This is a genomic window from Egicoccus sp. AB-alg6-2 (genome assembly GCF_041821025.1).
Lineage (GTDB): Bacteria > Actinomycetota > Nitriliruptoria > Nitriliruptorales > Nitriliruptoraceae > Egicoccus.
Genome location: NZ_JBGUAY010000001.1, coordinates 122667 through 148050 on the forward strand (window position 1 = coordinate 122667; position 25384 = coordinate 148050).

Sequence of the window (25384 nt, forward strand, 5' to 3'; positions counted from 1 at the left end):
TAGGATCGTCGAGCCGGCGCAAGCAGCCGCATCCATTGCGAACCAGGAGTGTAATCGTGCGTCTGGACGAGCTCGACCAGCGAATCGTTGCGTGGCTGTCCGCTGACGCCCGCGCCAGCTTCCGGGCGATCGGCGACGCGATCGGGCTCTCGGCGCCGGCGGTGAAGCGCCGGGTCGACCGTCTCCTCGATGCCGGGGTCATCGAACGCTTCGCCGCCGTGATCGATCCGAGCGCCCTCGGCTGGGACACCGAGGCGTTCATCGAACTGTTCTGCGAGGGCCGCACCCCGCCGTCGCGCATCGGCACGGCCCTCTCGCGCCATCCCGAGGTCGTCGGCGCGTACACCATCACGGGGGACCCCGACGCACTCGTGCACGTGCGGGCCCGCGACACGACCCACCTCGAGGTCACGCTGGAGCAGATCCGCAGCGAGCCCTTCGTCACCCGGACGCGCTCGGTGCTGGTGCTCTCGCGGCTCCTCGAGCGGCAGGTGCGACCCACCGAACGACCCGCCTGATCAGCGTTCGACCGTCGCGCCCGCGGTCGCCGCGGCCACCGTCTCGGCGGTGACGGGACGCAGCAGAAACCGCGCGAACAGGATCGCGCCGACCGAGACCGCAGCGGGCCAGCGCACGCCGTGGTGCTCGGCGACGAAACCGCCGAGCAGCCCGCCGGCGGGTGCGGCGATGAGTGCCACGAACGCCACGGTGGCGGTCACGCGCCCGAGCACCTCGTCGGCGACGATCGTCTGGCGCAGCACGCGGCTGCCGACGTTCCAGACCATGCCGACCATGCCGGCCAGGACGATGGCGACGATGGCGACGTCGAGGCGCGGGAACAGCCCGAGCGCACCGAAGATGCCCGCGATCACGACGCTCGCCGTCCGCAGCACCGAAGCGAGCCCGAGCCGACGGAGGACCCGGTCGGCGACGACGGAGCCCACGACGCCGCCGGCGGCCACGCCGGTCAAGAACAACCCGTAGGCGGCGGCGGGCAGCCCGAGCGGTCCCGTGACGTACACCGGCAGCACGGCCACGAACGCCATGTTGCCGAAGTTGAAGATGCAGGCGACCACGGCGAGGCGCAGCAGCAGGGGGTTGGCGGCCAGGTAACGCATCCCGCCGCCGAGGTCGGACCGCAGACCGACGAACAGCGGGCCCGACGAGGCGCGCGCCGGGGCGGTCGGCAGACGCAGGCGCAGCACGAGGGCGGCAGCCAGCGCGAACAGCAGCAGCGGCGCCGCAAGGAACAACGTGGCGCCCATGCCGGCCAGGAAGCTGCCGACGGGGGCGCCGACGGCATCGTTCATCACCACCTGCGTCCCGCCGAGACGTGCGTGCGCACGGCCGAGGTCGTCCCGATCGGTCAGCGAGGGGACCGTGGTCTGTGCGGTGGTGTCGACCACGATTTCGCTGGCACCCGCCAGCGCGGCGACGGCGTAGACGACGGCGAGGTGGAGTTCACCCACGACCACCGCGATGACCGCGGCGAGCAGTCCGAGCGCCCGGACGACGTTGCCGAGTACGAGTAGGCGCCTTCGATCGAGCCGGTCGGCCAGAACCCCGGCCGGCAGCGCCGTCAACGCCATCGGAAGCTGGATGGCCACCGCGACCCCCGCGACCAGCGCAGGCGAATCCGTGACCTGCAGCGCCAGGACGGGAAGTCCCGCGAACAGGATCCCGTCGGCGAGGTTCGAGGCGCCGGCGCCCAGCCACAGCCGCCCGAAACCGCTGCGCACCCCCACCCCCGCGGTGGTGGCCGTCACTGGCGTGCCGGGCGGCGGTCGGCCGGCGCGTGGGGCGCCGGTCCGACGCCCTGGCCCCTCCGGACGCGCCGCGGGGCCGCGGTGGCGCGGCGGCGGGCCGAGGCGGCGCGGCGCAGGCGACGTCGCTGCCGCCGCTGCGCCGCGTCGGCGTGGGCGGCGGCGATCTCGAGTGCCGCCAGGTCGGAGAGCAGACGCGGGTGCATGGCGTCCCCTTTGGCTAGTCTGACCGCAAAGAATCCTTTGCAGTCCTGCCACCGTACACCGCAAAGGGAACTTTGCAAAGACTTCTTTGCAAAGTTCTCTTGGCGTTCTCCTCTCGAGGCGGCCGTGACCCGAACCGACGACGCAAACCCCGCCCCGACGGCGAGGACCATGCCCGACGACCGCGTCCTCGATGCGGCCGCGCTGAAGGCGCTGGCTCATCCGCTGCGGTTCCAGCTGGTCGAGCTTCTCATCGAGCATGGACCGTCGACGGCCAGCGGGCTGGGTCGCCTCGTCGGCGAGAGCAGCGGCTCGACGAGCTACCACCTCCGACAGCTGGCCGACCAGGGACTGATCGAGGAAGCGGAGGAACTGGGATCCAGACGCGACCGGTACTGGCAGGTCCCGCGTGGGGGCTGGACGCTGGAGGGTTTCGAACTGCTCCAGCGACCTGACACCCGTGACGACGCCCAGATGGTCCTCGACGAGGTCCTGCGCGCGCGGATCGACCGACTGCGCCGCTGGCACCGCGACGGCGCCGCCTGGGGCGAGGACTGGGTGTCGGCCACCATGGAGATGACGGCCCGCTTCCGCCTGACCCTCGACGAGACCCGGGCCTTGCGCGACGAGCTGGTCGCGGTCGTCGACCGCTACCGCGAACTCCAGGTCGAGCGGCGCGAGGCGGGCACGGAACCGGCCGGCGTCGCGCCCCTGATCGTCCAGCTCGACGTGTTCCCCTCCGGCGACGCGCCGACGGACGCGAGGGCCAGCGGCTGATCGCCGAGGTCGGGCCAGATCCGCACCAGCAGCGACCGCGCGAGGTCCTGGACGACGTCGCGGTCGTAGGTGACCAGGTAGTCGAAGCGGCGCTCCGCTTCGACGCCGGTGTCGCCGCGGTCGACGGCGACGAGTGCACCGGCGAAGTGGGCAGCGATGACCACGACGTCCCACTCTCCCTCGAGCGGGTCGCCGGCCGCCAGCATGCCCCCACGCACGCCGGCCACCGGCTCGATCGGCATGTCGACGCCGAAGGCGCCCACGAAGGAGCAGACCGAGGCGAGCTCGACGTACCGGCGGACGGCGTTGCCGTGGAAGTAGCGCACGTGCTGGAAGGTGCCCAGCACGATCGCCGTCTCGCCCGCCTCACGGGCCTGGCGTTCCAGGTGCCGGCTGATCTGGATCAGCAGGGGCTTGGTGGCCTCTCGCAGCTCGCGCCGGGGGTGCACCAGTCGGGCCGGCGTCTCGTGCCGTGCCGGGCGGGTGTCGTCGCGGAGCAGGGAGGTGAGATCCACACGTCCGGGCCGGGGCGCGGGTGGGTCCTCCTCGGGCCGGCCGTGGTACCAGCCTTGCGACAGCGTGGCCCCCAGCGAGCGGGCAAACTGCAGGTGGGCCGCAGTCTCGACGCCTTCGGCGAGGATGCGCATGCCGGAGCGCTCCGCCTCGGCCTGCACGGCCGTCGCGATCTCGGCGGTCCGGCGGTCGGGTTGGTCCTGCACCAGTCGCAGGTCGAGTTTCACGAGGTCGGGCTGGACGATCGGGAGCAGCGCCAGACTGCGGGGGTCGGCACCGACGTCGTCGAGAGCGATCGCCCAGCCCCGCTGCCGGGCCAGGGCCACGGTGTGGAGCAGGTCAGCCGGCCGGGCGAGCAGGGCACGCTCGGTCAACTCCACCACGATCAATGCGTCGGGCGCCTCGGCGTCCGCGAACGAATGGCGTGCGTCGAGGGCCTGCGGTTCGACGTTGACGAACAGCCCGGTCCAAGCCCCGAGGGCCAGCCGGCACGCGTTCGCGAAGGCCGCGTCCAGGCAGGCGCGGTCGAGTTCGGCAAGCAGGCCTTCGTCGTGCGCCGCGGCGAACAGCAGGTCGGGGCGTTCGAGCAGCGAGCCGCGAGGCCCGCGGGTCAGCGCCTCGAAGGCGACGACTTCGTTGGTGGCGAGGTCGACGATCGGTTGGAAGACCGTGCGCAGCAGGCCCTCGTCGAGGATCCGCTGCAGCGGGCTGGACATGCCGAGAACTCCGGGTGACGACAGACCGCTCCGGTCGGCGCCCGGATGCGCCGCTCAAGCGAACGGGCCCGGCGTCGCGGTGCAGCCGCTCGACCTGACGCGACTCACATGGGCGTCGGCATCCCGCCTGCGCCACCGCCGCCGGGAGCGCCGCCCGAACCGCGGGCGAGGTTGGCGAACTTGGTGAGGTGGTTGAGGAAGGCGAGCTTGACCACGCCGGTTGCGCCGTTTCGGTGCTTGGACACGATCAGTTCGGCAATGCCCTTGTCCGGGCTGTCCTCGTCGTAGACCTCGTCGCGATAGATGAAGCTGACGATGTCGGCATCTTGTTCGATGCTCCCGCTCTCGCGGAGATCGGCGAGCTGAGGGCGCTTGTCGGTACGGGACTCGGGCTGGCGCGAAAGCTGCGACAGGGCGATGACCGGGACGTCGAGTTCCTTCGCCAGCATCTTCATGCCTCGCGAGATTTCGGAGACCTCCTGCTGGCGTGACTCGGTCCGCTTGTGGGACTGCATCAGCTGCAGGTAGTCGACGATCACGAGGTCGAGGCCGTGCTTCTGCTTCAGGCGACGGCACTTGGCCCGGATCTCCATCAGCGAGATCGACGGGGTGTCATCGATGAACAGCGGCGCCTCGGAGAGCGCACCGAGCGCGTCACCGAGCTTGCGCCAGTCGGTGTCCTCGAGCCGGCCGGTGCGCAGCTTGGAGGAATCGATGCGGGCTTCGGCCGAGAGCATGCGGTTGACGATCTCGAGCTTGCTCATCTCGAGGCTGAAGATGATCGCCGGCCGCTTGAGCCTGACCGTCACGAACTGCGCGATCCCGAGGCTGAGCGACGAGTTGTGCAAGATGAAGTCGTCGCCGACGAAGTTGTGCAGACCCGGGACGGTGAGGTCGAAGACGCGTTCCTCGCCAGCGGGCTCGATCGAGACGATCTCGTCCCAGTAGATGTCGGAGGTTGCGACGTCGTGCAGCGCCTGGCTGCCGAGCGCGTCGGCGAGCTCGAGCACCAAGCGGCGTGACGGACGCCGCTTGCCGACGTGCCAGTTGTGGTTGCGGGGCCGGCCGGTTGCCTCGGACACGTCGGCCCAGGACCGCTCGCCCTTCTCCGTCAGGATGAGGTCCCACACCTCGACAGGCAGCAGGTCGGTGTTGGTGTGGGACACCTCGCGGCGCTCGGCGTACTCGAGCACCTTCGCGCACTGCTCCTCCTTCGAGAAGATTCCGATCTCGGTGAGGAACGTCCGGACGTTGGCCGCGTCACGGATCTCGAGTTCGAACGCACGATTGTGGCCGTCGAGGTACTTGACCTGACGCTCACGGATGCGCGACAGGATCCCGAAGCGCAGCAGCAGGTGCTGTACGTCGTGGATGAGCCGCTCGGAGACGGAGCAGTAGCTGATGCCGAAGTAACCGTGCTCCTCGGACACCCAGGCGCTGCCATCCGTGGCGAACAACCGCGACAGGAACAGCGCGAGCTGTTCACGGGGCAGCGTGAAGATCGGCCCCGGAACGAACTTCGTGTGGCTCGTTCGTCCGGCGAGTCCAAGCTCGATCACCCGCTGCTGCAGCCAGTTGGCGGGGTGGCGGCCCGTGTAGCCGAGCTCGTCGACTGCGGCCGCGATACGGTCGGTGAGCCCCAGGGACAGGCCCGGTCGACCCGACAGCGCTTGGCTGACGACCGAGTCGGTCGAGCCCGCGAGTTCGGCGACGTGCGCCCGTGTCACCCGATCGTGCGCGAGGCTGAACCGGATCGTGCGCGCGGTGGTTCCGCGCTTCGGTTGGACCACCCCGACGGTGCCGAACGCGGCAGCGCAGGCGAGTGCCTCGGCTTCGACTGCGGCCGACTCCGTGGTCAACTCGGGCGCGTCCTTGGTCAGGCACCCGTCGCCCAGCAGATAGCCGAGCAACTTGACTTCGGCGTCCGCGAACTCCTGCTGCCCCTTGACCGGGAGCACGCGGGGAGTGGCAACGAGGTCTCCCGGCGCGAGATCCGTCAGTTCGCGCCAGCCGTCCCACGTGAGAAAGGGATGGTTGGCCGTCGCCTGGACCGTGCGGCCCGAGCGCGTCCGCAATCGGAACGTCTGCCGGATGCCGTTGTCGTGGAACTCGCTGACGCGTGCAGGGATGAGGCGACCGCGGGCATCGCGTGCCAGGACCTCGAAGCCGTCTGGCTGCTCGTCGATGAGCTCGTCCAGCCGTCGGTATGCTCCACTGCGCGCACAAAGAACTCGGAGTGCGCCAGGCGTACACTTTCCCATGGCGGGTCTTGCAGCCAGAATGATCAGGTTCTGGGGCTGCAGGCCGGCGGTGAGGCGGTCGAGGTCGTCGAAACCGGTGGACAGCCCGGTGACTTCGGATCCCTGCTCGGCGAGCTTCTCGATCTGCTCGAACGACTCGTTGAGCAGGTCCCCGAGCTTGGCGTAGTCCGACGTGGTCGAGGTCTGGGCGACCTCGTAGATGATGGACTCGGCGCGGTCGACGACCGTGTCGGCGTCGTCGGTCGCCTCGTAGCCGAGCTTGGCGACCTCGGTCCCGGCATCGATGAGCCGCCGCATCAGCGCGCGGTCGCGGACGATGCGGGCGTAGTAGGCCGCGTTGGCCGCCGTCGGCACCGCGACCGTCAGGTCGTGGAGCGCGGCGGGGCCGCCGACCTCGTCGAGGCGGTCGCGCCGCGCGAGCCACTCGGTCAGGGTGACCGTGTCGATGGGTTCGCCGGCGGCGAGCAGGTCGCGGATCGCCTCGAAGACGGTCCGATGGGCGTTGCGGTAGAAGTGCTCGGGTTCGAGCACCTCGATCGCTTCGCTGGCCGCGTTGCGCGACAGCAACGCCGCGCCGAGCACCGACACCTCCGCTTCCAACGAGTGGGGCGGGACGCGGTCGTAGCCGCGCCCCGCCGACCCGTTGTTGCGGGTGGGTGCCGATGCTGGTGGTGCGTCGAGTGGTCCGCTCGGGGGCGGGGGGAAGTCACTCATGCGGGTGTGCGTCCGTGGACGAGCTCAGCGCGTCCGTCGACGACGACCACCTCACGTGATCCTCCTCACGCCTCCTCGGCGTCCTCACCCTCGGTGTCCCCGGCGACGACCGTGGCTGCGCCCTCGGTCTCGTCACCGGCGTCCTCGGCCTGCGTCTGCTGCTCTTCGAACTCCGCGGCTGCCTCGAGCGCCTGCTCGGTCAGTGCCTCGACGTCCGTGTCGCTGCTGGCTGCGACGTCCGCAGCCGCTTCGGCGACCGCCTCGGCGTCGATGATGGCGCCGTCGCGCAGGCTGATGCGGCCCTCGGCGTCGACGACCTCGACCTGCACGTTCGCCGTGACCTGGGGGTGCACGCGGACCGGGATCTCGTAGGTCCCGATCGCCTTGATCGTGCCCTTGAGCTCGATGCGCTTGCGCTCGATCTCGTGGCCACGCTCGCGCAGCACCCGCTGCACGTCGTTGGCGCTGACCGATCCGTAGAGGTTGCCGCGCTCGTCGACGCGGGCCTCGATCCGCAAGGTGCGGGCCTCCAGGGCGTCACGGGCGGCCTGGGCCGACCCGATCGTCTTGGATTCCTTGGCCTTGCGGGACCGGGTGAGTGCCTCGGCTTCCTTCATCGCGCCCTTGGTGGCCAGGATGGCCAGCCCGCGGGGCAGCAGGAAGTTGCGGCCGTAGCCGTCGGCGACGTCGACGACGTCGCCCGCCAACCCGAGGTTGTCGACCTCGTCTTTCAGGATGACCTTCATCGGGCGACTCCTAGCGGCTCGTGTACGGGATCAACGCCATCTCGCGGGCGTTCTTGATCGCCCCGGACAGCTGGGCCTGGTGCTGTGCGCAGACCCCCGACGTACGGCGGGCCTTGATCTTGGCGCGCTCGTTGAGGAACGGCTTGAGCAGCGACAGGTCCTTGTAGTCGACGTACTCGATGCCCTGGGTGCACACCGGACAGGGCTTGTCCTTGCGGGGCTTGCGATCCTTCTTGGGCTTGGGAGGCATTGGCTACTCCTCGATGGCCCGGCGCGGCGCGCTCGGGCGAAGGTCAGTGGTCGGGTCGTGAATCAGAACGGGACGTCGTCGTCGGAGGGCGGCGGTGGCGTGAAGTCGTTGCTGCCACCGGCGTTGCCGGAACCGGAGCCGCTGGTACGCGACACCTGCGCCCGGGCCCACCGCAGGCTCGGGGCGATCTCGTCGGCCTCGATCTCGGTGACCCAGACGGTCTGTCCCTGGGCGTTGTCGTAGCTGCGGACCCGGACCCGGCCGATGACGACGACGCGGTCCCCCTTGTGCAGGGACTCGGCCGCGTTCTCGGCGAGGTCACGCCAGCAGTTGACGTTGAGGTAGGTGGTCTCCTCCTGCTGCTGGCCCGACCGGTCGGTGAACCGGCGGTTGGAGGCGACGCGCAACGTGGAGACGGCGGCCCCGCCACCGGTGAAGCGCAGTTCGGGGTCGTCGGTCAGGTTGCCGATGAAGGTGATGAAGTTGCTCTCGAACGCCACAATGGGCTCCTCGCGTCGAGCGGCTGGTCAGTCGGTCGCGTGAGCGGACGCGGGCCGGACGTGTCAGGCGCTGCGGACGCGGATCTCGGGACGCACCGTCTTGAAGCGCACGATGTCGTCGGAGATCTTGAGCAGACGCTCGAGCTCGTCGACGGCCTCGGTGCTGGCCTCGAAGTCGAGGACACCGTAGAAGCCGAAGTCGCGCTTGTTGATCTCGTAGGCGAGCTTGCGGCGGCCCCACCAGGCTTCGTCGAGCAGCGTCCCGCCCTGCTGGGCGAGGATGTCCTTGGCCCGGTCGAAGGCGGCGACGGCTGCCTCTTCCTCGAGCGTGTCGGTGACGATGATCATCATCTCGTAGCGGCGCATGGTGCACCTCCCGTGGTCTGTTCCGACTGCGCCGGGTGGCGCGGCCGATGCCGCCTTCGGTGCACCGGAGTGCCCGACGGCGGCGGGGTGGCTCCCACGGACGTGGTCCGCGTGCGCGCACGCTTCGGGACCACCGATGGGAGCAGGGGTGCTGCCCGGGAACGACGCAACAACGTCGTTCCGCCGACGCACGCACGAAGCGCACGCCGGACGCAGGCTCTGGCACGGTACCGGACACCCCGTCCGCTCACAACCGGGACCGTAGGCGCCGACCGTGACACGGCGCCCGTGGAATCCCGACCGACTGTGGAAACCGGACGGCGGAGCCGGCGCCGGGTGACGGTTCGCGTCCACCACTGCCCGGTACCGGGACGCCGCCCAGCGGGCACCCGGCGCAGACGAATCAGTCGACCTCGACCCAGTCGAGGGTGCGCTCGACCGCCTTCTTCCACCGGGCGTGTCCCGCCGCGCGGCGGGCGTCGTCCCAGGCCGGCTCGAAGCGTCGATCCTCGCGCCAGTTCGACCGCAACTCGTCGGTGTCGCGCCAGAAACCGACCGCGAGCCCGGCGGCGTAGGCGGCGCCCAGCGCCGTCGTCTCGGTCACGGCGGGTCGGCTGACCGCAACCCCGAGCACGTCGGCCTGGATCTGCATGCACAGGTCGTTGGCCGTGACGCCGCCGTCGACCTTCAGCACCTCGAGGCCGACGCCCGCGTCCTGGGCCATGGCGTCGGCGACGTCCTTGGACTGGTAGCAGATCGCCTCGAGCGTGGCGCGTGCGAGATGGGCGTTGGTGTGGAACCGCGACAGCCCGACGATGACGCCCCGGGCGTCGGAACGCCAGTAGGGCGCGAACAGGCCCGAGAAGGCCGGGACGAACACCACCCCTGCGGCATCGTCGACCTGGCGGGCCAGCGACTCGGACTCGGCGGCACCGCTGATGATCCCGAGCTGGTCGCGAAGCCACTGCACCGCCGACCCCGTCACCGCGATCGACCCCTCGAGGGCGTAGACGGGCGGCTGGTCGGCGAACCGGTACGCCACCGTGGACAGCAGTCCCGACGGCGAGCGGACCAGCTCGGTGCCGGTGTTGAGCAGCAGGAAATTGCCGGTCCCGTAGGTGTTCTTCGCCTCGCCGGGTGCGAAGCAGACCTGGCCGACCATGGCTGCCTGCTGGTCCCCGAGCGTCGCCGTCAGCGCCACCTCGCCTTCGAGCGGTCCGTCCGGGCGCGTCACCCCGTAGCCAGCCGGGTCCGACGAGGGCCGGATCTCGGGCAGCATCGAGCGGGGGATGCCGAACAGGGCCAGCAGCTCGTCGTCCCAGTCGAGGGTCTCGAGGTCCATCAACATCGTGCGGGACGCGTTGGTGACGTCGGTGACGTGGACGCCGCCGTCGACCCCACCCGTCAGGTGCCACAGAAGCCAGCTGTCGGTGGTGCCGAAGACGGCGTCGCCGCGCTCGGCGTCGTCGCGCAGTCCCTCGACCTCGTCGAGCAGCCACTGGATCTTGCCGCCGGAGAAGTAGGTCGCCGGCGGCAGTCCGGCCTTGCGGCGGATCAGCTCACCGTGGCCGTCCCGCTCGAGCCGGGACGCGATGCGGTCGGTCCGCGTGTCCTGCCACACGATGGCGTTGTGGTACGGCCGCCCGGTCCGGCGGTTCCAGACCACCGTGGTCTCGCGCTGGTTGGTGATGCCGAGCGCCGCCAGGTCGCCGGCGCGCAGCCCGAGTCGGTGCATGGCCGTGCGCAGGACCGACGAGGTGCGTTCCCAGATCTCGACCGGGTTGTGCTCGACCCAGCCCGCCCGCGGCAGGATCTGCTCGTGCTCGAGCTGGTGGCGGCCGACCTCGTTGCCGGCGTGGTCGAAGACCATGAACCGCGTACTGGTCGTGCCCTGGTCGACCGCGCCGATGAACTCCGCCATGCCGTCTCCTGGTCCGGCAACGGATCTCAGCCGCTGGCGGCGACCGCCGCAACCCCGGCCGACGAGGTGTCGAGCAGGCGTTGCGTGAGGCACGCCGCTGCGACCGGTCGCCCGATGCCGAAGCCCTGCGCCCAGGTGCAGCCACTGTGGCGCACGACCTCGAACTGCTCGGCCGTCTCGATGCCCTCGGCGACCGTGCGCATGCCGAGGCTCTCGGCCAGGGCGACGATGGCGGCGAGGACCGCGCCACTGGCGTCGCCGGTACCGAGTCCTGCGACGAAGGACCGGTCGATCTTGAGCACGTCGAACGGCATGGTCTGCAGCCGTGCGAGCGACGAGTGCCCCGTGCCGAAGTCGTCCATGGCGAGGCAGACGCCCAGGCGTCGCAGCGCCTCGAGCGCGTCGAGGAGGCGTTGCGGTTCGCCCTCGAAGGCGCCCTCGGTGATCTCGATCGTCAGCGCGCCGGGGCGGAGACGGTGCCGCGCCAGCGCGGCGGCGACGTCCCCGACGAACTCGGCCCGCTGCAGCTGGGTCGTGCTCACGTTGATCGCGGCGACGAGATGACGGGCGGCGGGGACGCCGGTGCGCCACGCGTGCAACTGCCGGCACGTCTCGTCGAGGACCCACCGGCCGAGCGCGTGGATGGCGCCGCTGCGCTCGGCGACGGGCAGGAACTGCACGGGCCCGAGCAGACCTTCGACCGGATGCTGCCACCGGATCAGGGCCTCGACGCCGATCGTCTGGCCCGTCGCCAGCGACACCACCGGCTGGAAGTGCAGGAGCAGCTCCCCCTCCTCCAGCGCACGCCAGAGCTCGGCGGCGCGCGCGGACTCGTCGCCCACGACATGGGTCTGGTCCCGCCCGCTCTCCTTCGCCCCGTAGAGCGCCGTGTCGGCACGGCCGAGGATCAACGACTGCGTGTCACCGGGTCGCCACGCCGCAACGCCGGCCGAACAGCGCACCGGTAGGGGAACCGCACGCCGCAGCCGGTCGACGAGCCGCCGCGCCGCGCTCAACTTCAGCTCCGGGAGCACCACCACGAACTCGTCCCCGCCGAGGCGGGCGATGGTCGCGCTGGTCGGCAGCAGCGCCTGCCATGCGCGCACGCAGGCGATCAGCGTCCGGTCGCCCTGCTCGTGGCCGTGCAGGTCGTTGTGCCGCTTGAAGTCGTCGAGGTCGAGCAGCGCGACCGCGAGCGGACGGGCGTCGGCGTCGGCGCGCTCGGCCTCGTCGCGAAGTACGCGTTCGAGCCCGCGGCGGTTGAACACACCGGTGAGCGGATCGACCTCGCTGCGGCTGCGCACGTGCGCGAGCCCGTTGCTGAAACCCGCGATCGTGCCCGCGACGCCGGCGAGCAGCACGACCTCGAGGTGGTAGGGCTGGTCGAGGCGGTGCAGGACCAGGCCCAGCAAGGCGAGGGCGTAGGCGCCGTGTGCGGCGGCTGCGGCGAGCGAGAAGCAGAACCCGACGTACACGGCGACGAAGAACAACAGGTTCGCGAACGCCATGCCGGCCGTCCCGGCGCCGGCGAGGTAGACCGCGCCGCACACCGCCGACGTCGACAGCGCCAGGGCCGGCTGGAAGCCCCAGGGCGGGATGCGCTCCCACCACCGTGCCAGCGCGAGACCGAGCAGGACCGCCCCGACACCGATGGCCGACATCGCGCCGGCCGGGAGCGAGCGGTCGCCCGAGAACGTCAGCGCGGCCAGGCCGATGACGCCCCCGAGCACGAGCAGGCTCGCCAGCGCCAGGCCGCGGACGCGCTGGCCGTTCACGGGTGCGGGACGCAGCAGCACGTCAGCCGCACGGCGCAGCAGCGCGCGGCGGCGCGAACTGGTCGAGTCGGACGTCATCGCCGGGCCGAATATGGGGGTCAGTCGACCATCGGCGTCCTGCGCCACAGGTGGAGTGGCCGAGCCGCGCCCGTGCGGCGGCCGCCCAACCCTCACTCCAACCCGTGCTCGATCGCGTAGCGCACCAGTTCCTGCCGGCGGGAGAGCTGCAGCTTGTCGAGGATGTTGCGCACGTGGTTCTCCACCGTCTTGGGCGAGATGTGCAGCCGTTCACCGACCTCGCGGTAGGGATAGCCGCGCGCGACGTGCTGGAGCACCTCACGCTCGCGCTCGGTGAGCGGGTTGGTGCCGGTCGCCTGCTTGGCGAGGCGCCGGAACTCCCCGAGCACGAGCATCGCCAGCGAGGGTGAGAAGACCGGCTCACCCGCCGCCGCACGCCGCAGTTCTGCACGCAACTGCTCGCCGGGCGTGGCCTTGGTGAGGTAGCCGACGGCGCCCGCGGCCACCGCGTCCAGCAGGTCGCGTTCCTGCTCGCTCACCGTCAGCATGACGATGCGCGTCCGTCGGGCGCAGGCCCGGACCACGGCGAGCCCACCACCGCCGGGCATCTGCACGTCGCAGACGGCCAGGTCGGGTGAGGTGGCGCCGATGACGGCGATCGCCTCGTCGGCGTCGGAGGCCTCACCGACCACCTCGAAGCCGCTGCCGAGGTCGGCACGCACCCCGTCCCGCCACACCGGATGGTCGTCGGCCAGCACGACCCGGATCGGTGGCCGCCGTACGCGTGCCTGCTGTTCCACCCGCCGTCCTGTCCTCGAGGCTGCGAGCGTAGGATGCGCGACCGCACCGGGAGACGAGGGCCTCGACCTTGTCTGGGCTCGGGCCGACACCATCGTGTGGCTCGACCTGCCCCGACGGACGGTCACGCCCCGCGTGGTGCGACGCACCGTGGCGCGCGTCGCGACCCGGCGCGAGCTGTGGAACGGCAACCGCGAGCAGTGGCGCAACCTGGTCACCCTCGATCCAGCGCGCAACATCGTGATGTGGTCGGTGACCCAGCACGCCGCGCACCGGACGAAGTACCGCGAACGGTTGCTGGACGATCCGCCGGCCGGGGCATCGGTGGTGCGGCTACGGACGGCTGGGGAGGTGCGTCGCTGGCGTCGCCGCGTGCTCAGCCGACCGGACGGCTGAACGGGGGCGCGCCGGACGGTGGACGCGCCGGCACCCGCAACCGGATCTCGGTGCCGTGGCCGGGGATGGCGTCGACCTCCACGCGCCCTCCGACCTCGTCGATCCGGCCGCGCACGGATCGGGTCAGGCCGACTCCTTCGTCGACCTGCGCCGGGTCGAAGCCGGTCCCGTCGTCGCGCACCGAGCAGAACACCCCGTCGCCGTCGGGTTCGAGGTAGACGACGACCCGTTCGGCACGGCCGTGCTTGCCGGCGTTGGTCAGTGCCTCGCCGACCGCGCCGACCAGCGCCGCGTGGACCTGGTCGGGGACGGCAGGAAGGTCGTCGGGGACCAGCACCTCCACCCGGCCGTCGAAGGTCTGCTCGAACCGGAGGGCCGCCGCACGCAGGTCCTGCTCCAGCGTGGCGGTCGCGCTCACGTCGGGCAGGCCGAACAGGAAGCGCCGCAGGTCGTGGTCCTGCTCGCGGGCGAGGGCCACCAGGCGCGGATCGTCGCTGCGGCGCTCCACCAGGGCCAAGGTCTGCAGGACGCCGTCGTGCAGCCGGCGGGCGACGTCCTCGCGCGCCCGCGACTCGGCCAGCTGACGCTCGGCGGTGGTCATACGGAGCTCGCTGGCGCGGATCAGGCGCATCGCGTGACCGCCGGCACCACCGGCCAGGGCGTACATGACGGTCGTGGTCAGCAGGGACAGCAGCTGCACCGGCTCGAGACCGAGCAGCACCACCTCCGTGGCGGGGGCGGGCGCGTGCAGGAGGGAGGAGACGGCACGGCCGGCGCCCATCACCACTCCGGTGACCGCGCCGGTGACCGGTCCGAAGGCGACGCCTGCGGCCAACACGCTCGCGATGGGCCAGGCCACCCCCAGCGGCTGTTCGCCGGAGAACACGTGCGATGCCCGGTACACGAACCCGTCGGCCAGCTGCAGGGCCAGCGCGACCCCCACCTCGCTGCCGACCACGGCCGGCGCACACAGCCGGCCCGGGTCACGGCGAAGCAGCCGCGTGACCCAGATCGTGATGCCGAGCGCCGCGCCGACGAGCAGGACCGCGGCGACGGGGTGGTCCAGCGCACGCCGGGCCAGCACCAGCACGATCGCCATCCAGCACCACGCGGCCCAACGGAACCCCGCCAGGCCGCGCAGGACCGTCTGTTCCACGGTTCAGTGGAACCGGGCCAGGAAGTACCGCTTCTTGCCGACCCGGATGACCAGCGTGCGCTCGCTGGCGAGGTGGTCGGGCCCGATCCGCGCGCGGGAGTCGTCGATGGGCGCGTTGTTGATCCGTACGGCGCCCTGGTCGACGAGGCGACGCGCCTCGGCGTTGGACGTCGTCGCGCCGACCTCGGTCAGCAGTTCGAGCACCCCCAGCCCGTCGTCGAGCCGACTCCGCGTGAGCACGACGGACGGCGCCTCCTCGAAGGCCGCCGCCAGGGTGGCGTCGTCGAGGCCGGAGAACGGCTGGTCCCCGAACAGCACGCCCGTGGCGCGCTCGGCGGATTCGACCCCGGCGTCGCCGTGGACCACCCGGGTCGCCTCGCGCGCCAACACCCGATGGGCTTCGCGTGCGGCCGGGTCGGCCGCGTGGCGCTGCTCGAGTTCGGCGATCTCGTCGAGGTCGACGAACGTGAAGAGCTTGAGGAAGCGCACCACGTCCGCGTCCGGGACGTTGAGGAACCACTGGTAGTACGCGTACGGCGAGGTCAGATCCGGGTCGAGCCAGATCGCGGTCCCGTCGGACTTGGAGAACTTGCGGCCGTCCGAGCGGGTGATGAGCGGCCAGACCATGCCGTAGACGGTGGTGCCGTGCAGCCGGCGGGTGAGGTCCACCCCGGCCGTGATGTTGCCCCACTGGTCGGAGCCGCCACCCTGCAGCCGGCAGTCGTAGCGGTCGGCGAGCACGGCGAAGTCGTAGGCCTGCAGGAGCTGGTAGCTGAACTCGGTGTAGCTGATGCCCTGTTCACGCTCGGTGAGGCGCTTCTTGACCGACTCGCGCGCGATCATCTGGTTGACCGAGAAGAACTTGCCGACGTCGCGCAGGAACGCGAGCGCCGAGAGGTCCTTGGTCCAGGTGTAGTTGTCGACGAGCTCCCCGACCCCGTCGTCGAACCCGATCGCGCGGTCGAGCTGGGCACGGATGCCGGCCAGGTTGCGGTCGAGCGCGTCGTCGTCGAGGAGTTCGCGTTCGGTGTCACGGAACGAGGGATCCCCGATGCGGCCCGTGGCTCCGCCGGCCAACGCCAGCGGCCGGTGGCCGAGGCGCTTGAGGTGCGCCATCGCCATGATCCCGACGAGATGGCCGATGTGCAGTGAGGCCGCGGTCGGGTCGAAGCCGACGTAGAACGTCACGGGCCCGGCGTCGAAGAGCTCGCGCAGGCCGGTCTCGTCGGTGACGTCCTGGACGAAGCCGCGGGCACGCAGCACGTCGAGGGCGTTGGCGTCCGCCGATGGTGTCGCGACGGGCGTCGCCGGCGGGTCGAGGTCGGGTGCGGGGCTCGGATGTGGGTTCTGGTCGCTCATGCCCGCCAACGTAGCGCCGGGGTCGCACCGGGCCGACGTTCAGACGCTGCCGCCGGCGCACGAGGCCCCCGGATTCGACGTCGTCAGCGCCAGTGCTCGAGCTGTTCGCGGACCTCGGGCGGGGGCGTCACGGCCGGTACCTCGCGAGCGGGCAACCAGTCGGGCATGCCGTCGGCCCAGACGTAGGTGTCGGGAACCACGGTTCCGTGCAGCACGAGCCGGCGCATGGTGTCGAGGTCCAACGGCCCGTGCTGGTCCTCGCCCTGCAGGTGGTACCACCGGGCCGGCTCGTTCACGACTCGCTCCTCGGTGCACGTCTCGGTGCGCCCGAAACTATCCGCTCGCCGTCGACCGCACGGACGGGGAGCACGTCGAGGGGGCGGGACCTGATGGTCCCGCCCCCTCGACGGCGTGCGACGGACGTCAGGCCAGCCGTCGACGCATGGCCAGCCCGAGCACCCCTGCGGCGAGGAAGGCCCCCGCCGCGATGGCGGCACGAACGGCGGCGGTGGCGGCCCCGTCGTCGGAGCTCCCGACGCCGGCGATCTCGAACTTGTAGACCGCGCTCGCGTCGGCGCCATCCACGGTGCCGTACGCGAGGCCGTCCCCGTTGCTGCCACGGGCGTCGATCGCCTTGATGGTGTTGTACAGCAGCGACGATCCGGCGGAGGCGTCGCTGACACCCTCGATCAGCTTCTGCATGCCGGCCTCGGACAGACGCACCGTGCCGTCGGCGATCTGCTGACCGCCGTCCTCGGCTGCCGTCAGGCCCTCGGCCAGCTGTGAGGCGCCGTCACCGGCATCGCCGAGACCGTCCGCCAACTGGTTGGCGCCGTCGTCGATCTGCACGAGGCCGTCGGCGAGACGGGTGGCCCCGTCGACCGCCTTCCCCGCGCCCGCAGCGAGCTGCTGGGTGCCGTCGTCGAACTTGCCGAGTCCGTCGGAGAGGTCCGAGGCGCCCTTGCTCGCCGCCTGCGCCCCCGCCGCCAGGGCGGGAAGGCCCTGGGCGAGCTGGCTGCTGCCCGCGACCAGCGGCGCCATCGCGTCGGACTGGAACTGCTTCAGACCGGCATCGAGCTGCGCAGCACCCGCGGAGAGATCGCGGACGCCCTTGAGCAGCGGGCCCGGGGCGTCGGCCGTGCCGAAGTTGGTGGCGTACGCCTCCAGCAGTGGCACCAGGCCCTTGAGGGCCGCGGCGCCGGCGACGAGCTGGTCCGCAGCCGGCTTGCCGGCCGTCAGCTTCGTCGTCGAGCCGCCCACGATCTGCTGCGCGCCACCGACCGCCTGGCAGGCAGGCGCGAGCGCCGGGTTGGCGGTGCAGGCCTGGGTCAGGCCGGGGAGTGCCTGCTGCAGCAGCGCGTTGGCGACCTGCAGCGAGCCGAGCAGGCCGCACTGGCCGGCCTGGACCTTGGCGAGGTCGCAGGCGTCCGCGCCGGCGTAGATCGAGCCGGCGAAGGTCCCGACCCCGTCGGCGATCTGCGGCAGGCCGGCGACCGCGGGGGCCGCCTGTGCCGTGCCGGCGCCGAGCTGTTCCATCCCGGCACCGATCTGTGCCAGGCCGCCGTTGATCGCGGCCGCACCGGGCAGGATGCGGGCCTCGAAGGCCGCATTCGCGTCGGCGAGCCCGCCCGCGATGCGGTCGGCACCGTCCTTCGCCGTCCCGGCGCCGGCGGCGAGCTCGGTGAGCCCACCGGCGAGCTTCGAGCCACCGGCCCGCAGCTGCGTGGAACCGTCCGCGAGCTGCCCGGCACCGGCACCGAGGGCGCTCAGACCGTTGGCGAGCTCACGGCTGCCGTCCCGGGCGGTCGTGGTGCCGTCGGCGAGCTGACGCGCACCGGGCGCCGCCGTCTCGTTCAGGCCGTCGGCGAGCTGGGTCGCACCGTCGGCGAGCTGGCCGAGGCCGTCCAGCAGCTTGGCGGCCCCGTCGGCGAGCAACTGCACGTTGCCGTCGATGAGTACACCGTTGATCGTCAGGGTGCGGGTCGACTCGACGGCACCCTTGTAGGAGGCTGCGGTCGAGCGCAGTGAACCGAACGACTTGGAGTCCACCGGCAGGATCTGCGCGACGGCCTCGGGCACCAGCGCGTCACTGACGTGGGCGGTGTAGCTGACCGACTGTTCCTCGGAACCGAGCGGCGAGAACAGCAGCAGGGACCACTGCACGACCGTCGAACCCCGGCCGTCACCGGCGATCGAGGCCCCTGGCGCCTTGATGTCGACGAACCGGGGGTCCAGCGTCGTCGACAGCGAGCCGACCATCGGTACGGCGACGTCGACGGTCTCGAAGCGCTCGCGCTGACGACCGTCGAAGTAGCGGATCTCGGTGGGCTCGGCGGTGTTGTTGCGGACGGTGTAGGTCACCGTCACGGTCCCGGTCTTCCCGACGAGGTCACGCGGCTCGATCGGCGCACCGTCGAGTTCGTAGGCGATCTCGAGGCTGACGGGCAGCTCCGCGGTGTTGTCGGCGACGCTGCGCTCGGAGGCGCCGTCGCGCGTGGCGGCGAGGCGGTAGACCACCTGGTCGCCGTCGACACGCGGCTTGCCGAAGCCGTCGAGGTTGCGCAGTCCACGGGTCGCCTGTGCCGGCAGCGCCACCTCGACGTCGCCGTCACCGGCGACGGTGAGCTGGGTGAAGACCCGCGAGGACTTCACGGCGCCGGTCGGCGAGACCTCGGTGAGCACCGACTGGCGGTGCGTGACGTCGGCGGCACGGCCCGTCTGGGCGAGTGCGGGGAGGCTGGCGGGGATCACGACCATGCCGGCCACGATCCCGAGGGTGAGGACGCGTCGGAACATGCGCATCAGACGACCTTTCCGTCGGCGAGGTCGTCGGCGACGACGCGGTCGTCCGAGACGTTGGAGGTGAGCAGGTCGACCAGCATGGTCGCCATCGCGCCGAGCGCGGTCGCGAGCAGGACGGTGACGAGCGCCACCGGCGCTTCGGCGAGGAAGGCGGTGGGACGAGCCGCGAAGAGCGGCTCGTAGAAGGCGGCGAAGGCGGCGTACCCGGCCAGACCGGCCCACAGCGGCACCCGGTCGCCCGTCACCGCGGCGATCGCGGTCAGCACCAGGATGGCCACCACCACCACGACGGCCGTGGCTGCGGGCAGCGCCGGCAGCACGCCGGCGGTGACGGCCATCGCGACGAACGAGGCGGCGGCGCCGGTGACGTAGGCGACCACGCGGCCCGCCGTCGTCCGACCGCCGGCCAGGCCGATCGCCACGGCCAGCAGGACCGGCCAGAGCGTGGTGATGCCGAGCGCGCCCCCGACGACGGCCAGTCCGGCCGCCAGCAACGCGATCACGGCACCGGTGAGTACGGTGCGTGCCAATCGAGTTCCTCTGCATGAAGGGCCCGCCGCGAGTGCTCGCGACGGGCTCGTCCACCGGCACACTCCCTGGCGCACCGGGTCGCCGGCTCTCGCCGGTCGACGCGCATGATCCGGGCAGACCCGGACCAGACGCCATGCGGTTTCAGAGCTATCTTCGGCGGCCACCTGGACGCGCCTCTGACGTTGACAGCGACCCCCCCATCGGCCGATTGCCGGCTCTGACGCCCGTTTCGGCCTCGGGAAGGAACGAATTCGATGGAATCGTGTCGTTGCGAGGTCCTCAACGTCCTCAGTGGTCGGGTGGCACAGGACTATCTGCGGGGCCACCTGGCGGCCGGTCGGACGGACGGCCTCGGTCGCCAGGTCCACCGGTGTCCGGTGACGGAGTTGGAGTGGGTCGCCGACCGCAGTCCCGGCGGCTACGCCGACGACGTGCTGGTGCTGCGACGCGTCCTGCGTTGACGGCCCCGTCCGGACCACCCGGGAAGGAGTCCTGGATGCCATTCCTCGATCCGAAGAAGCAGGACGACGAGGACGACGCCCTGCCTGGTGCGCCCGGCCTGCACCTCGACCTCGACGTCCGGGTGTGCCCGGACTGCCGCCGGCAGGCCCGCCCCTGGGAATCGCGCTGTCCCGACTGCGACACGGCGACGGTCGCGCCGCAGGAACTTCCCGCCGACCGGTTCGTGCTGCCCGACCTCGGCGACGAGGAGGAGTAGCCGAGCGCTCGGGTCACGCGTCGTCGAGACGCAGGCGGATGCGGCGGAAACCCTTGCCCTTCGACTCCACCTTCACGATCCGGATCCGGCCGACCTCGGTGGTGTCGGCCACGTGGGTCCCGCCGTCGGCCTGACGGTCCAGACCGACGATGTCGACCACCCGCACCTGCCGCAGCGAGGACGGCAGCAGCGACACCTTCGTCCGGATCAGCGACGGATCCCGGTCCGCGTCGTCCCGCGGAAGGAACGACACCTCGACCGGTCGCGCGGCGAGGAGCTGGCGGTTGAGTTCGTCCTCGAGCGGGTCGCGGTCCTCGGGATCCCAGGCGGGCAGCTCGAAGTCGAGGCGTCCCTCCCCCGGCTCCATGTTGCCGCCGGTCACCGGGCTGGCGAACCGGCTCCAGACCACGCCGCACAGCGCGTGCATGGCGGTGTGGGTGCGCATCAGGCGGTACCGACGGTCCCAGTCCACCCGCGCGGACAGTTGCTGGCCCGCTCCCGGCAGTCCGTCCCCCGGATCGAGCCAGTGCCAGACGCCCCGTCCGTCGTCGCCGACCCGGACGACCCGCAGCCGGTCGTCGCCGATCCACAGGTCACCGACGTCGTGCGGCTGGCCACCGCCACCCGGGTAGAAGACGGTGCGGTCGAGCAGGACGCGGCCGTCGTCGCGGTCGACGTCCACGACCGTCGCGGTCGTCTCGCGCTCGTACTGCCGCGTGCTGTAGATGCGCTCGGTCACGGCCGGTGCTCCCTCGAGGTCGCCGGGGTCGTAGCCTTGCACCGATGCACTGTCCCCGCTGCCGAGACGAGTACGAACCCCACGCACGCCGCTGCGCCGCGTGTGGGGTCGACCTCGTCGCGGATCCAGAGGCCGTCCTCGTCGCCGAACCGGTGGGTCCGACCGCGCCGCTCGGCACCTTCCACGCCGCCATGGCCGCGAAGATCGAGGCCATGCTCACCCAACGCAGGATCGCCTTCGAGACGCGCACCGAACCCGGCGGGGTCCGTGTCCTCGTGGCTCCCGACTGGCGCGACGAGTTGCGGGCGGAGCTGACCCTGGCGTGGGGCGATCTCGTGCGAGGGCTGCCCGAGGACGTGATGCTCGAGGTCCTCGCCTCGGGCGGGACGGCGCCCGGCTGGTACGACGCACCGCGCGGCGGGCACGTCGACCGGGCCGGCCGGCTGGTGGTCGGCGGCAGCGAGGACGAGGAGGCCGCCGCGGACGCGGCCCGGATCGCCGGCCCCGCACTGCTGACCGCCGGCGCCATCCTGGTGGTGAGCGGCTGGTACGTGTTCGACACGTCGGCGGTCGTGCTGGTCGGGCTCGCGCTGGTCGTTCTCGGCCTGTTCAGCCCGAGGTAGCGGAGTCCGGGTCTCGGGCGAGCAGCAGGAACGACTCGACGAGATGGTGCCAGTGGCAGGCGATGCACACCTCGACGGTGTAGACGTCGAGGTCGCCGTAGCGTTCCTGTTGCCGGGCCAGCGCCTCGCGGGGCACGGCCCGCCCGCCCTGCGACTTCGGCGTCCGGCCGTCGAAGACGTAGTGCACGTGCCGCAGCTCGGTCGCGTCACAGACGGGGCAGGCGTCGTCCAGCGGCGTGCCGATGTGGGTGCCGGCACGCAACAGGTCGGGGTGCGCGTCGCAGACGTCCTCACGGGAGCGCGTGCCCGCGGCGACGGCCCGCAGCGCCGAACGGCGCTGCATGCGGTAGTCGATCCGGCCCTTGCGCACCGGTGGCTGGCTCCTGCCCGGGCCGCGGCACCACGCCGCGGCACGATCCGCGAAGCGTACGGCCAGGGGGTGCGGCGCGCTCGCTAGCGTCCCCGGTCCGTCGACGGACCACACGAGGACCCGCCGTGCCGAGCAGCCCACCGCCCCCCACCCACCGCGACGACGTCGTCGAGGACCTGCACGGCCGTGCCGTCGCCGACCCGTACCGCTGGCTCGAGGCGTCCGCGTCGCACGAGGTGGCCGCATGGGTCGAGGCCCAGAACCGGGCCACCTTCGCCCACCTCGAGCAGCTTCCGGCGCGCGCCGCGTTCCGGTCCCGACTCGGCGAGCTCTGGGACCACCCCCGTCGGGGCGCTCCCTGGCGCCGCGGAACCACCTGGTTCCAGCTGCGCAACGACGGCCTGCAGGACCAGGACGTGCTGTGGTGTGCGCCCGGGGCCGGCGGCGAGGCCCCGCCCACCGAGGGGTGGCAGGTGCTGGTCGACCCCAACGACTGGACCGAGGACGGCACCGCCTCGTTGAGCGACCTCGCCGTCTCCGACGACGGCGAGCGGCTCGCGTTCGCGCGCTCCGACGCCGGGTCCGACTGGCTGACGTGGCGGGTGGCCGACACGGCGAGCGGCCGCGTGCACGACGATGTCGTCGAGTGGGCCAAGTTCTCGACGGCGGCCTGGCTGCCCGACGGCTCCGGCTTCCTCTACGGCGCGTTCGTGCCGCCCGCCGCCGGCGAGGAGCACGCGGCGGCCAACCGCGACCAGCAGTTGCGCCTGCACCGCCTCGGCGAGGACGCGGCGTCGGACGTCGTCCTGCACCGCCGTCCCGACCAGCCCGAGTGGATGTTCCATCCGCAGGTGTCGCACGACGGCCGCTGGCTGCTGCTGACCGTCAGCCACGGGACCAACCCCGAGACGCGCATCCACGTCGCCGCGATCGACGGCACCGCGATCGGCGAGGTCCGACCGGTGCTCGACCGCGGCGACGCCGCCTACCACGTCCTCGGGGTGCTCGACGACCGGTTGCTGCTGAGCACGGATCACGACGCACCGCTCGGGCGCATCGTCGCCGTCCCGTTGGCATCCCACCGCGACGACGCCGCCGGTCCCACGACCGACGACGCACCGGTGTTCGAGGAGGTGGTGGCGGAGGGCGTCGAGCGGCTCGAGGGCGCGGAGCTGGTCGGCGGTGCCACGCCCGACGACGACGCCTGGCTCGTGTGCCGCCGCCTGCGGCATGCGACCGCCCGTGTGGCGGTCCACGACGCCCGCACCGGGGAACACCTCCACGACGTCGACCTTCCCGGCCCCGGCACGGTCATGCAGGTCGCCGGCGGCCGGCGTCGTACGAGCATCGATCTCACCTACGAGACCTTCGACGCACCGGCGCGGGTGCTGTACCACGACCTCACCACCGGTGCCATGACCCAGACCCCCGAGCCCGTCGGAACCCCGGCGACCATCCATCCCGTTCCGATCGTCACGGAGCAACTGCAGATCCTGCACGACGGGGTGGCCGTCCCGCTGTTCCTGGTCCACCGGGAAGACGTCGCGCCCACCGGCACGGTCCCCACGGTGCTGTGGGGCTACGGCGGCTTCGACATCTCGGTCACGCCGATGCACCGGCCGGGATGGCGGGCGTGGGTCGAGGCGGGTGGGCTGCTCGCCGTCGCCTGTCTACGCGGCGGTGGCGAGTACGGCCGCAGCTGGCACGACGACGGTCGGCGCGAGCACAAGCAGCACGTCTTCGACGACGCCCTGGCGTGTGCGGCCTGGTTGACCGGGCGCCGGCGGGACGAGGTGGCCGCCGTCGCGCTGACCGAGGACACCGATCCCGCTGCGGTCTGGTCGGCTCCCGACCACCTCGGCATCGAGGGGCGCTCCAACGGCGGGCTGCTCGTGGGCGCGTGTATCACCCAGGAGCCCGACGCGTTCGGCAGCGCGGTGCCGGAGGTCGGCGTGCTCGACCTGACGCGGTTCCACCGCTTCACGATCGGGTGGGCCTGGATCTCCGACTACGGCGACCCCGACGACCCCCACGACCTCGAGGTGGTGCTGCGTTACTCGCCCTACCACAACATCGAGGAGGGCCGGGCCTATCCGCCGACGCTGATCACCACCGGCGACACCGACGACCGGGTGGTTCCGCTGCACTCGTACAAGTTCGCCGCTGCCCTGCAGCACGCCGACGGCGGTGGCGCGCCCATCCTGTTGCGGGTCGACACCTCGGCTGGACACGGCGCCGGCAAGCCGGTCGGCAAGCTGCTCGACGAGCGTGCCGACGTGCTGGCCTTCCACGCCCACCACCTCGGCCTGGACGTGTCCGCGCCGGCCTGAGCGCCACCGGGCGAAACGGCGACGGGACCCCGCTCGCGGGGTCCCGTCGGTGTGTCGGTGGTACGTCAGCGGGTCAGCTGGTCATCCAGTCGGGCTTTCCCCCCTTGGTGGCCCAGAAGATGTCCGCGATCTGGTCGATCTTTGCCAGCAGGTCGGCGCCGGCCTGCGGGTCCATGGTCTTCTTCGCGTCGCCGGCGGCCTTGGTGGCCTCCCAGAACAGCTGGTGCAGCTGGGGATACTCCTCGACGTGGTTGGGCTTGAAATAGTCCGTCCACAGCACCCACAGGTGGTGCTTCACGAGGTCGGCGCGCTCCTCCTTGATGAGCACGCAGCGCTGCCGGAAGACCTCGTCGTCGGAGTCCTGGTACTTCTTGGCGATCTCATGGACCGATTCGGCCTCGATGCGCGCCTGCGCCGGGTTGTACACGCCGCACATCAGATCGCAGTGGGCGTCGACCGTCCGCAGGTCGCGGACGGGGTTGAGTGCATGGAGCAACGTCGTCAGCATGCGGGCTCCTGGCGTCGGGTCGGGGTTGACGTGTCGGTGTGCAGCAGCGTAGTCCTGTGTCCTGCCGGCCCGTGCCGGCGATCGAGACGGACGGACGAGGCAACATGGCCGCCAAACGCCCCACAACGCCACAATTGCGACTCTTTCGCAACAGGCCGACGGCGGCCGCCACCATCGTGGCCACCGCCACCTACCTCGCGGTCCTGGCCGCGAACCGGTCCGTCCTGGTCGTGCGTGGGCCCTCCATGCTGCCGGCGCTGTGGCCGGGTGATCGCGTCGTCACCCTGCCCGCCCTCGCTCCGGTCCGTCCCGGACACGTGGTCGTCGTCCGCGATCCCGACGAGCGCGGCCACCTCGTCGTGAAGCGGGTCCACGCGGTGGAGGCCGGCGGCGTCGACGTCCGTGGTGACCACCCCCGTGCCTCGACCGACAGCCGGACCTGGGGGCCACTGCCACGCTCGGCCGTGCGCCGGCGCGTCGTCCGGCGGTGGCCCGATCTGCGCACGCGTCTGTGACACGGCTCGGACCCG

26 protein-coding genes and 1 pseudogene are annotated in these 25384 nt (G+C 71.7%); 8 read left to right on the forward strand and 19 right to left on the reverse strand.

The window, feature by feature from the left end; all coding sequences use genetic code 11:
• The first annotated feature begins 56 nt into the window (after nucleotides 1-56).
• Entirely contained in the window at nucleotides 57-518 is a 462-nt protein-coding gene (locus ACERMF_RS00610) for an Lrp/AsnC family transcriptional regulator (protein ID WP_373667073.1), read from the forward strand.
• Here the strand turns inward: ACERMF_RS00610 and ACERMF_RS00615 are convergent, their stop codons facing one another.
• Together ACERMF_RS00615 and ACERMF_RS00620 are read right to left on the reverse strand one after the other, a co-directional pair.
• The gene (locus tag ACERMF_RS00615; RefSeq protein WP_373667074.1) at nucleotides 519-1766 is read right to left on the reverse strand and encodes an MFS transporter; all 1248 of its coding nucleotides are present in this window, start codon (nucleotides 1764-1766) and stop codon (nucleotides 519-521) included.
• Nucleotides 1763-1969, reverse strand: coding sequence for a hypothetical protein (locus ACERMF_RS00620; RefSeq protein ID WP_373667075.1), 207 nt, complete (start codon nucleotides 1967-1969; stop codon nucleotides 1763-1765). Before ACERMF_RS00620 ends, ACERMF_RS00615 begins: the two co-directional genes overlap by 4 nt.
• 169 nt (nucleotides 1970-2138) lie before the next feature.
• Here ACERMF_RS00620 and ACERMF_RS00625 point away from each other — a divergent pair, with 169 nt between their 5' ends.
• Nucleotides 2139-2744 carry a helix-turn-helix domain-containing protein gene (locus ACERMF_RS00625; protein WP_373667076.1) on the forward strand — a complete coding sequence of 202 codons (606 nt, stop codon included), beginning with the start codon at nucleotides 2139-2141 and terminating at the stop codon, nucleotides 2742-2744.
• Between the two features lie 134 nt (nucleotides 2745-2878).
• Here ACERMF_RS00625 and ACERMF_RS00630 read toward each other — a convergent pair.
• From ACERMF_RS00630 to ACERMF_RS00670, 9 genes and pseudogenes are all read right to left on the reverse strand, one after another.
• A pseudogene (locus tag ACERMF_RS00630) lies at nucleotides 2879-3973 on the reverse strand (EAL domain-containing protein); the annotation flags it as partial.
• Between the two features lie 104 nt (nucleotides 3974-4077).
• Nucleotides 4078-6948: a replicative DNA helicase gene (dnaB, locus tag ACERMF_RS00635; protein WP_373667077.1), complete on the reverse strand. Its 2871-nt coding sequence runs from the start codon at nucleotides 6946-6948 to the stop codon at nucleotides 4078-4080.
• A gap of 65 nt (nucleotides 6949-7013) precedes the next feature.
• The gene (gene rplI / locus ACERMF_RS00640; RefSeq protein ID WP_373667078.1) at nucleotides 7014-7694 is read right to left on the reverse strand and encodes a 50S ribosomal protein L9; all 681 of its coding nucleotides are present in this window, start codon (nucleotides 7692-7694) and stop codon (nucleotides 7014-7016) included.
• 10 nt (nucleotides 7695-7704) lie between these two features.
• A complete protein-coding gene (gene rpsR, locus ACERMF_RS00645) occupies nucleotides 7705-7944 on the reverse strand; it encodes a 30S ribosomal protein S18 (protein ID WP_373667079.1) in 240 nt (79 codons plus the stop codon).
• 62 nt (nucleotides 7945-8006) lie between these two features.
• Nucleotides 8007-8444: a single-stranded DNA-binding protein gene (ssb, locus tag ACERMF_RS00650; protein WP_373667080.1), complete on the reverse strand. Its 438-nt coding sequence runs from the start codon at nucleotides 8442-8444 to the stop codon at nucleotides 8007-8009.
• A 63-nt stretch (nucleotides 8445-8507) separates the two neighbouring features.
• Nucleotides 8508-8810 (reverse strand): 30S ribosomal protein S6, encoded by a 303-nt coding sequence (rpsF, locus tag ACERMF_RS00655; protein WP_373667081.1) that lies wholly within the window; start codon nucleotides 8808-8810, stop codon nucleotides 8508-8510.
• Between the two features lie 403 nt (nucleotides 8811-9213).
• Nucleotides 9214-10731 carry a glycerol kinase GlpK gene (gene glpK / locus ACERMF_RS00660; protein WP_373667082.1) on the reverse strand — a complete coding sequence of 506 codons (1518 nt, stop codon included), beginning with the start codon at nucleotides 10729-10731 and terminating at the stop codon, nucleotides 9214-9216.
• Between the two features lie 26 nt (nucleotides 10732-10757).
• On the reverse strand, nucleotides 10758-12584 hold the full coding sequence (locus ACERMF_RS00665; protein ID WP_373667083.1) for a putative bifunctional diguanylate cyclase/phosphodiesterase: 1827 nt from the start codon (nucleotides 12582-12584) through the stop codon (nucleotides 10758-10760).
• Between the two features lie 92 nt (nucleotides 12585-12676).
• Nucleotides 12677-13324: a response regulator gene (locus tag ACERMF_RS00670; protein ID WP_373667084.1), complete on the reverse strand. Its 648-nt coding sequence runs from the start codon at nucleotides 13322-13324 to the stop codon at nucleotides 12677-12679.
• A gap of 133 nt (nucleotides 13325-13457) precedes the next feature.
• On the opposite strand from ACERMF_RS00670, the gene ACERMF_RS00675 reads away from it, so the two are divergent.
• A complete protein-coding gene (locus ACERMF_RS00675) occupies nucleotides 13458-13718 on the forward strand; it encodes a hypothetical protein (protein WP_373667085.1) in 261 nt (86 codons plus the stop codon).
• Here ACERMF_RS00675 and ACERMF_RS00680 read toward each other — a convergent pair.
• The 5 genes from ACERMF_RS00680 to ACERMF_RS00700 all read right to left on the reverse strand — a co-directional run bounded on the left by ACERMF_RS00680 (nucleotide 13699) and on the right by ACERMF_RS00700 (nucleotide 19565).
• A complete protein-coding gene (locus ACERMF_RS00680; protein ID WP_373667086.1) occupies nucleotides 13699-14874 on the reverse strand; it encodes a sensor histidine kinase in 1176 nt (391 codons plus the stop codon). The genes ACERMF_RS00675 and ACERMF_RS00680 overlap by 20 nt on opposite strands.
• Nucleotides 14875-14877: 3 nt before the next feature.
• The gene (gene tyrS / locus ACERMF_RS00685; protein ID WP_373667087.1) at nucleotides 14878-16233 is read right to left on the reverse strand and encodes a tyrosine--tRNA ligase; all 1356 of its coding nucleotides are present in this window, start codon (nucleotides 16231-16233) and stop codon (nucleotides 14878-14880) included.
• An 83-nt stretch (nucleotides 16234-16316) separates the two neighbouring features.
• A complete protein-coding gene (locus ACERMF_RS00690) occupies nucleotides 16317-16529 on the reverse strand; it encodes a DUF4339 domain-containing protein (protein WP_373667089.1) in 213 nt (70 codons plus the stop codon).
• A gap of 127 nt (nucleotides 16530-16656) precedes the next feature.
• Nucleotides 16657-19035 (reverse strand): hypothetical protein, encoded by a 2379-nt coding sequence (locus ACERMF_RS00695; protein WP_373667090.1) that lies wholly within the window; start codon nucleotides 19033-19035, stop codon nucleotides 16657-16659.
• Nucleotides 19035-19565 carry a hypothetical protein gene (locus ACERMF_RS00700; protein ID WP_373667091.1) on the reverse strand — a complete coding sequence of 177 codons (531 nt, stop codon included), beginning with the start codon at nucleotides 19563-19565 and terminating at the stop codon, nucleotides 19035-19037. Before ACERMF_RS00700 ends, ACERMF_RS00695 begins: the two co-directional genes overlap by 1 nt.
• A 255-nt stretch (nucleotides 19566-19820) precedes the next feature.
• On the opposite strand from ACERMF_RS00700, the gene ACERMF_RS00705 reads away from it, so the two are divergent.
• Nucleotides 19821-20027 (forward strand): hypothetical protein, encoded by a 207-nt coding sequence (locus ACERMF_RS00705; RefSeq protein ID WP_373667092.1) that lies wholly within the window; start codon nucleotides 19821-19823, stop codon nucleotides 20025-20027.
• Between the two features lie 35 nt (nucleotides 20028-20062).
• Nucleotides 20063-20284 carry a hypothetical protein gene (locus ACERMF_RS00710; protein ID WP_373667093.1) on the forward strand — a complete coding sequence of 74 codons (222 nt, stop codon included), beginning with the start codon at nucleotides 20063-20065 and terminating at the stop codon, nucleotides 20282-20284.
• 13 nt (nucleotides 20285-20297) lie between these two features.
• Here the strand turns inward: ACERMF_RS00710 and ACERMF_RS00715 are convergent, their stop codons facing one another.
• Complete coding sequence (locus ACERMF_RS00715; RefSeq protein ID WP_373667094.1) at nucleotides 20298-21023, reverse strand: alanyl-tRNA editing protein; 726 nt, start codon at nucleotides 21021-21023, stop codon at nucleotides 20298-20300.
• Nucleotides 21024-21175: 152 nt separating this feature from the next.
• On the opposite strand from ACERMF_RS00715, the gene ACERMF_RS00720 reads away from it, so the two are divergent.
• A complete protein-coding gene (locus tag ACERMF_RS00720) occupies nucleotides 21176-21646 on the forward strand; it encodes a hypothetical protein (protein ID WP_373667095.1) in 471 nt (156 codons plus the stop codon).
• Here ACERMF_RS00720 and ACERMF_RS00725 read toward each other — a convergent pair.
• On the reverse strand, nucleotides 21633-22016 hold the full coding sequence (locus tag ACERMF_RS00725; RefSeq protein WP_373667096.1) for a DUF5318 family protein: 384 nt from the start codon (nucleotides 22014-22016) through the stop codon (nucleotides 21633-21635). The two genes, ACERMF_RS00720 and ACERMF_RS00725, sit on opposite strands and share 14 nt — an antisense overlap.
• Nucleotides 22017-22141: 125 nt before the next feature.
• Between ACERMF_RS00725 and ACERMF_RS00730 the strand changes: the two genes are divergently transcribed.
• Nucleotides 22142-24346, forward strand: a complete 2205-nt coding sequence (locus tag ACERMF_RS00730) for a prolyl oligopeptidase family protein (protein WP_373667097.1) — start codon at nucleotides 22142-22144, stop codon at nucleotides 24344-24346.
• A gap of 73 nt (nucleotides 24347-24419) precedes the next feature.
• On the opposite strand, the gene sodN is transcribed toward ACERMF_RS00730, so the two are convergent.
• Nucleotides 24420-24854, reverse strand: a complete 435-nt coding sequence (gene sodN, locus ACERMF_RS00735) for a superoxide dismutase, Ni (RefSeq protein ID WP_373667098.1) — start codon at nucleotides 24852-24854, stop codon at nucleotides 24420-24422.
• 104 nt (nucleotides 24855-24958) lie between these two features.
• Here sodN and sodX point away from each other — a divergent pair, with 104 nt between their 5' ends.
• Complete coding sequence (sodX, locus tag ACERMF_RS00740; RefSeq protein WP_373667099.1) at nucleotides 24959-25369, forward strand: nickel-type superoxide dismutase maturation protease; 411 nt, start codon at nucleotides 24959-24961, stop codon at nucleotides 25367-25369.
• The last annotated feature ends 15 nt before the right edge of the window (nucleotides 25370-25384 follow it).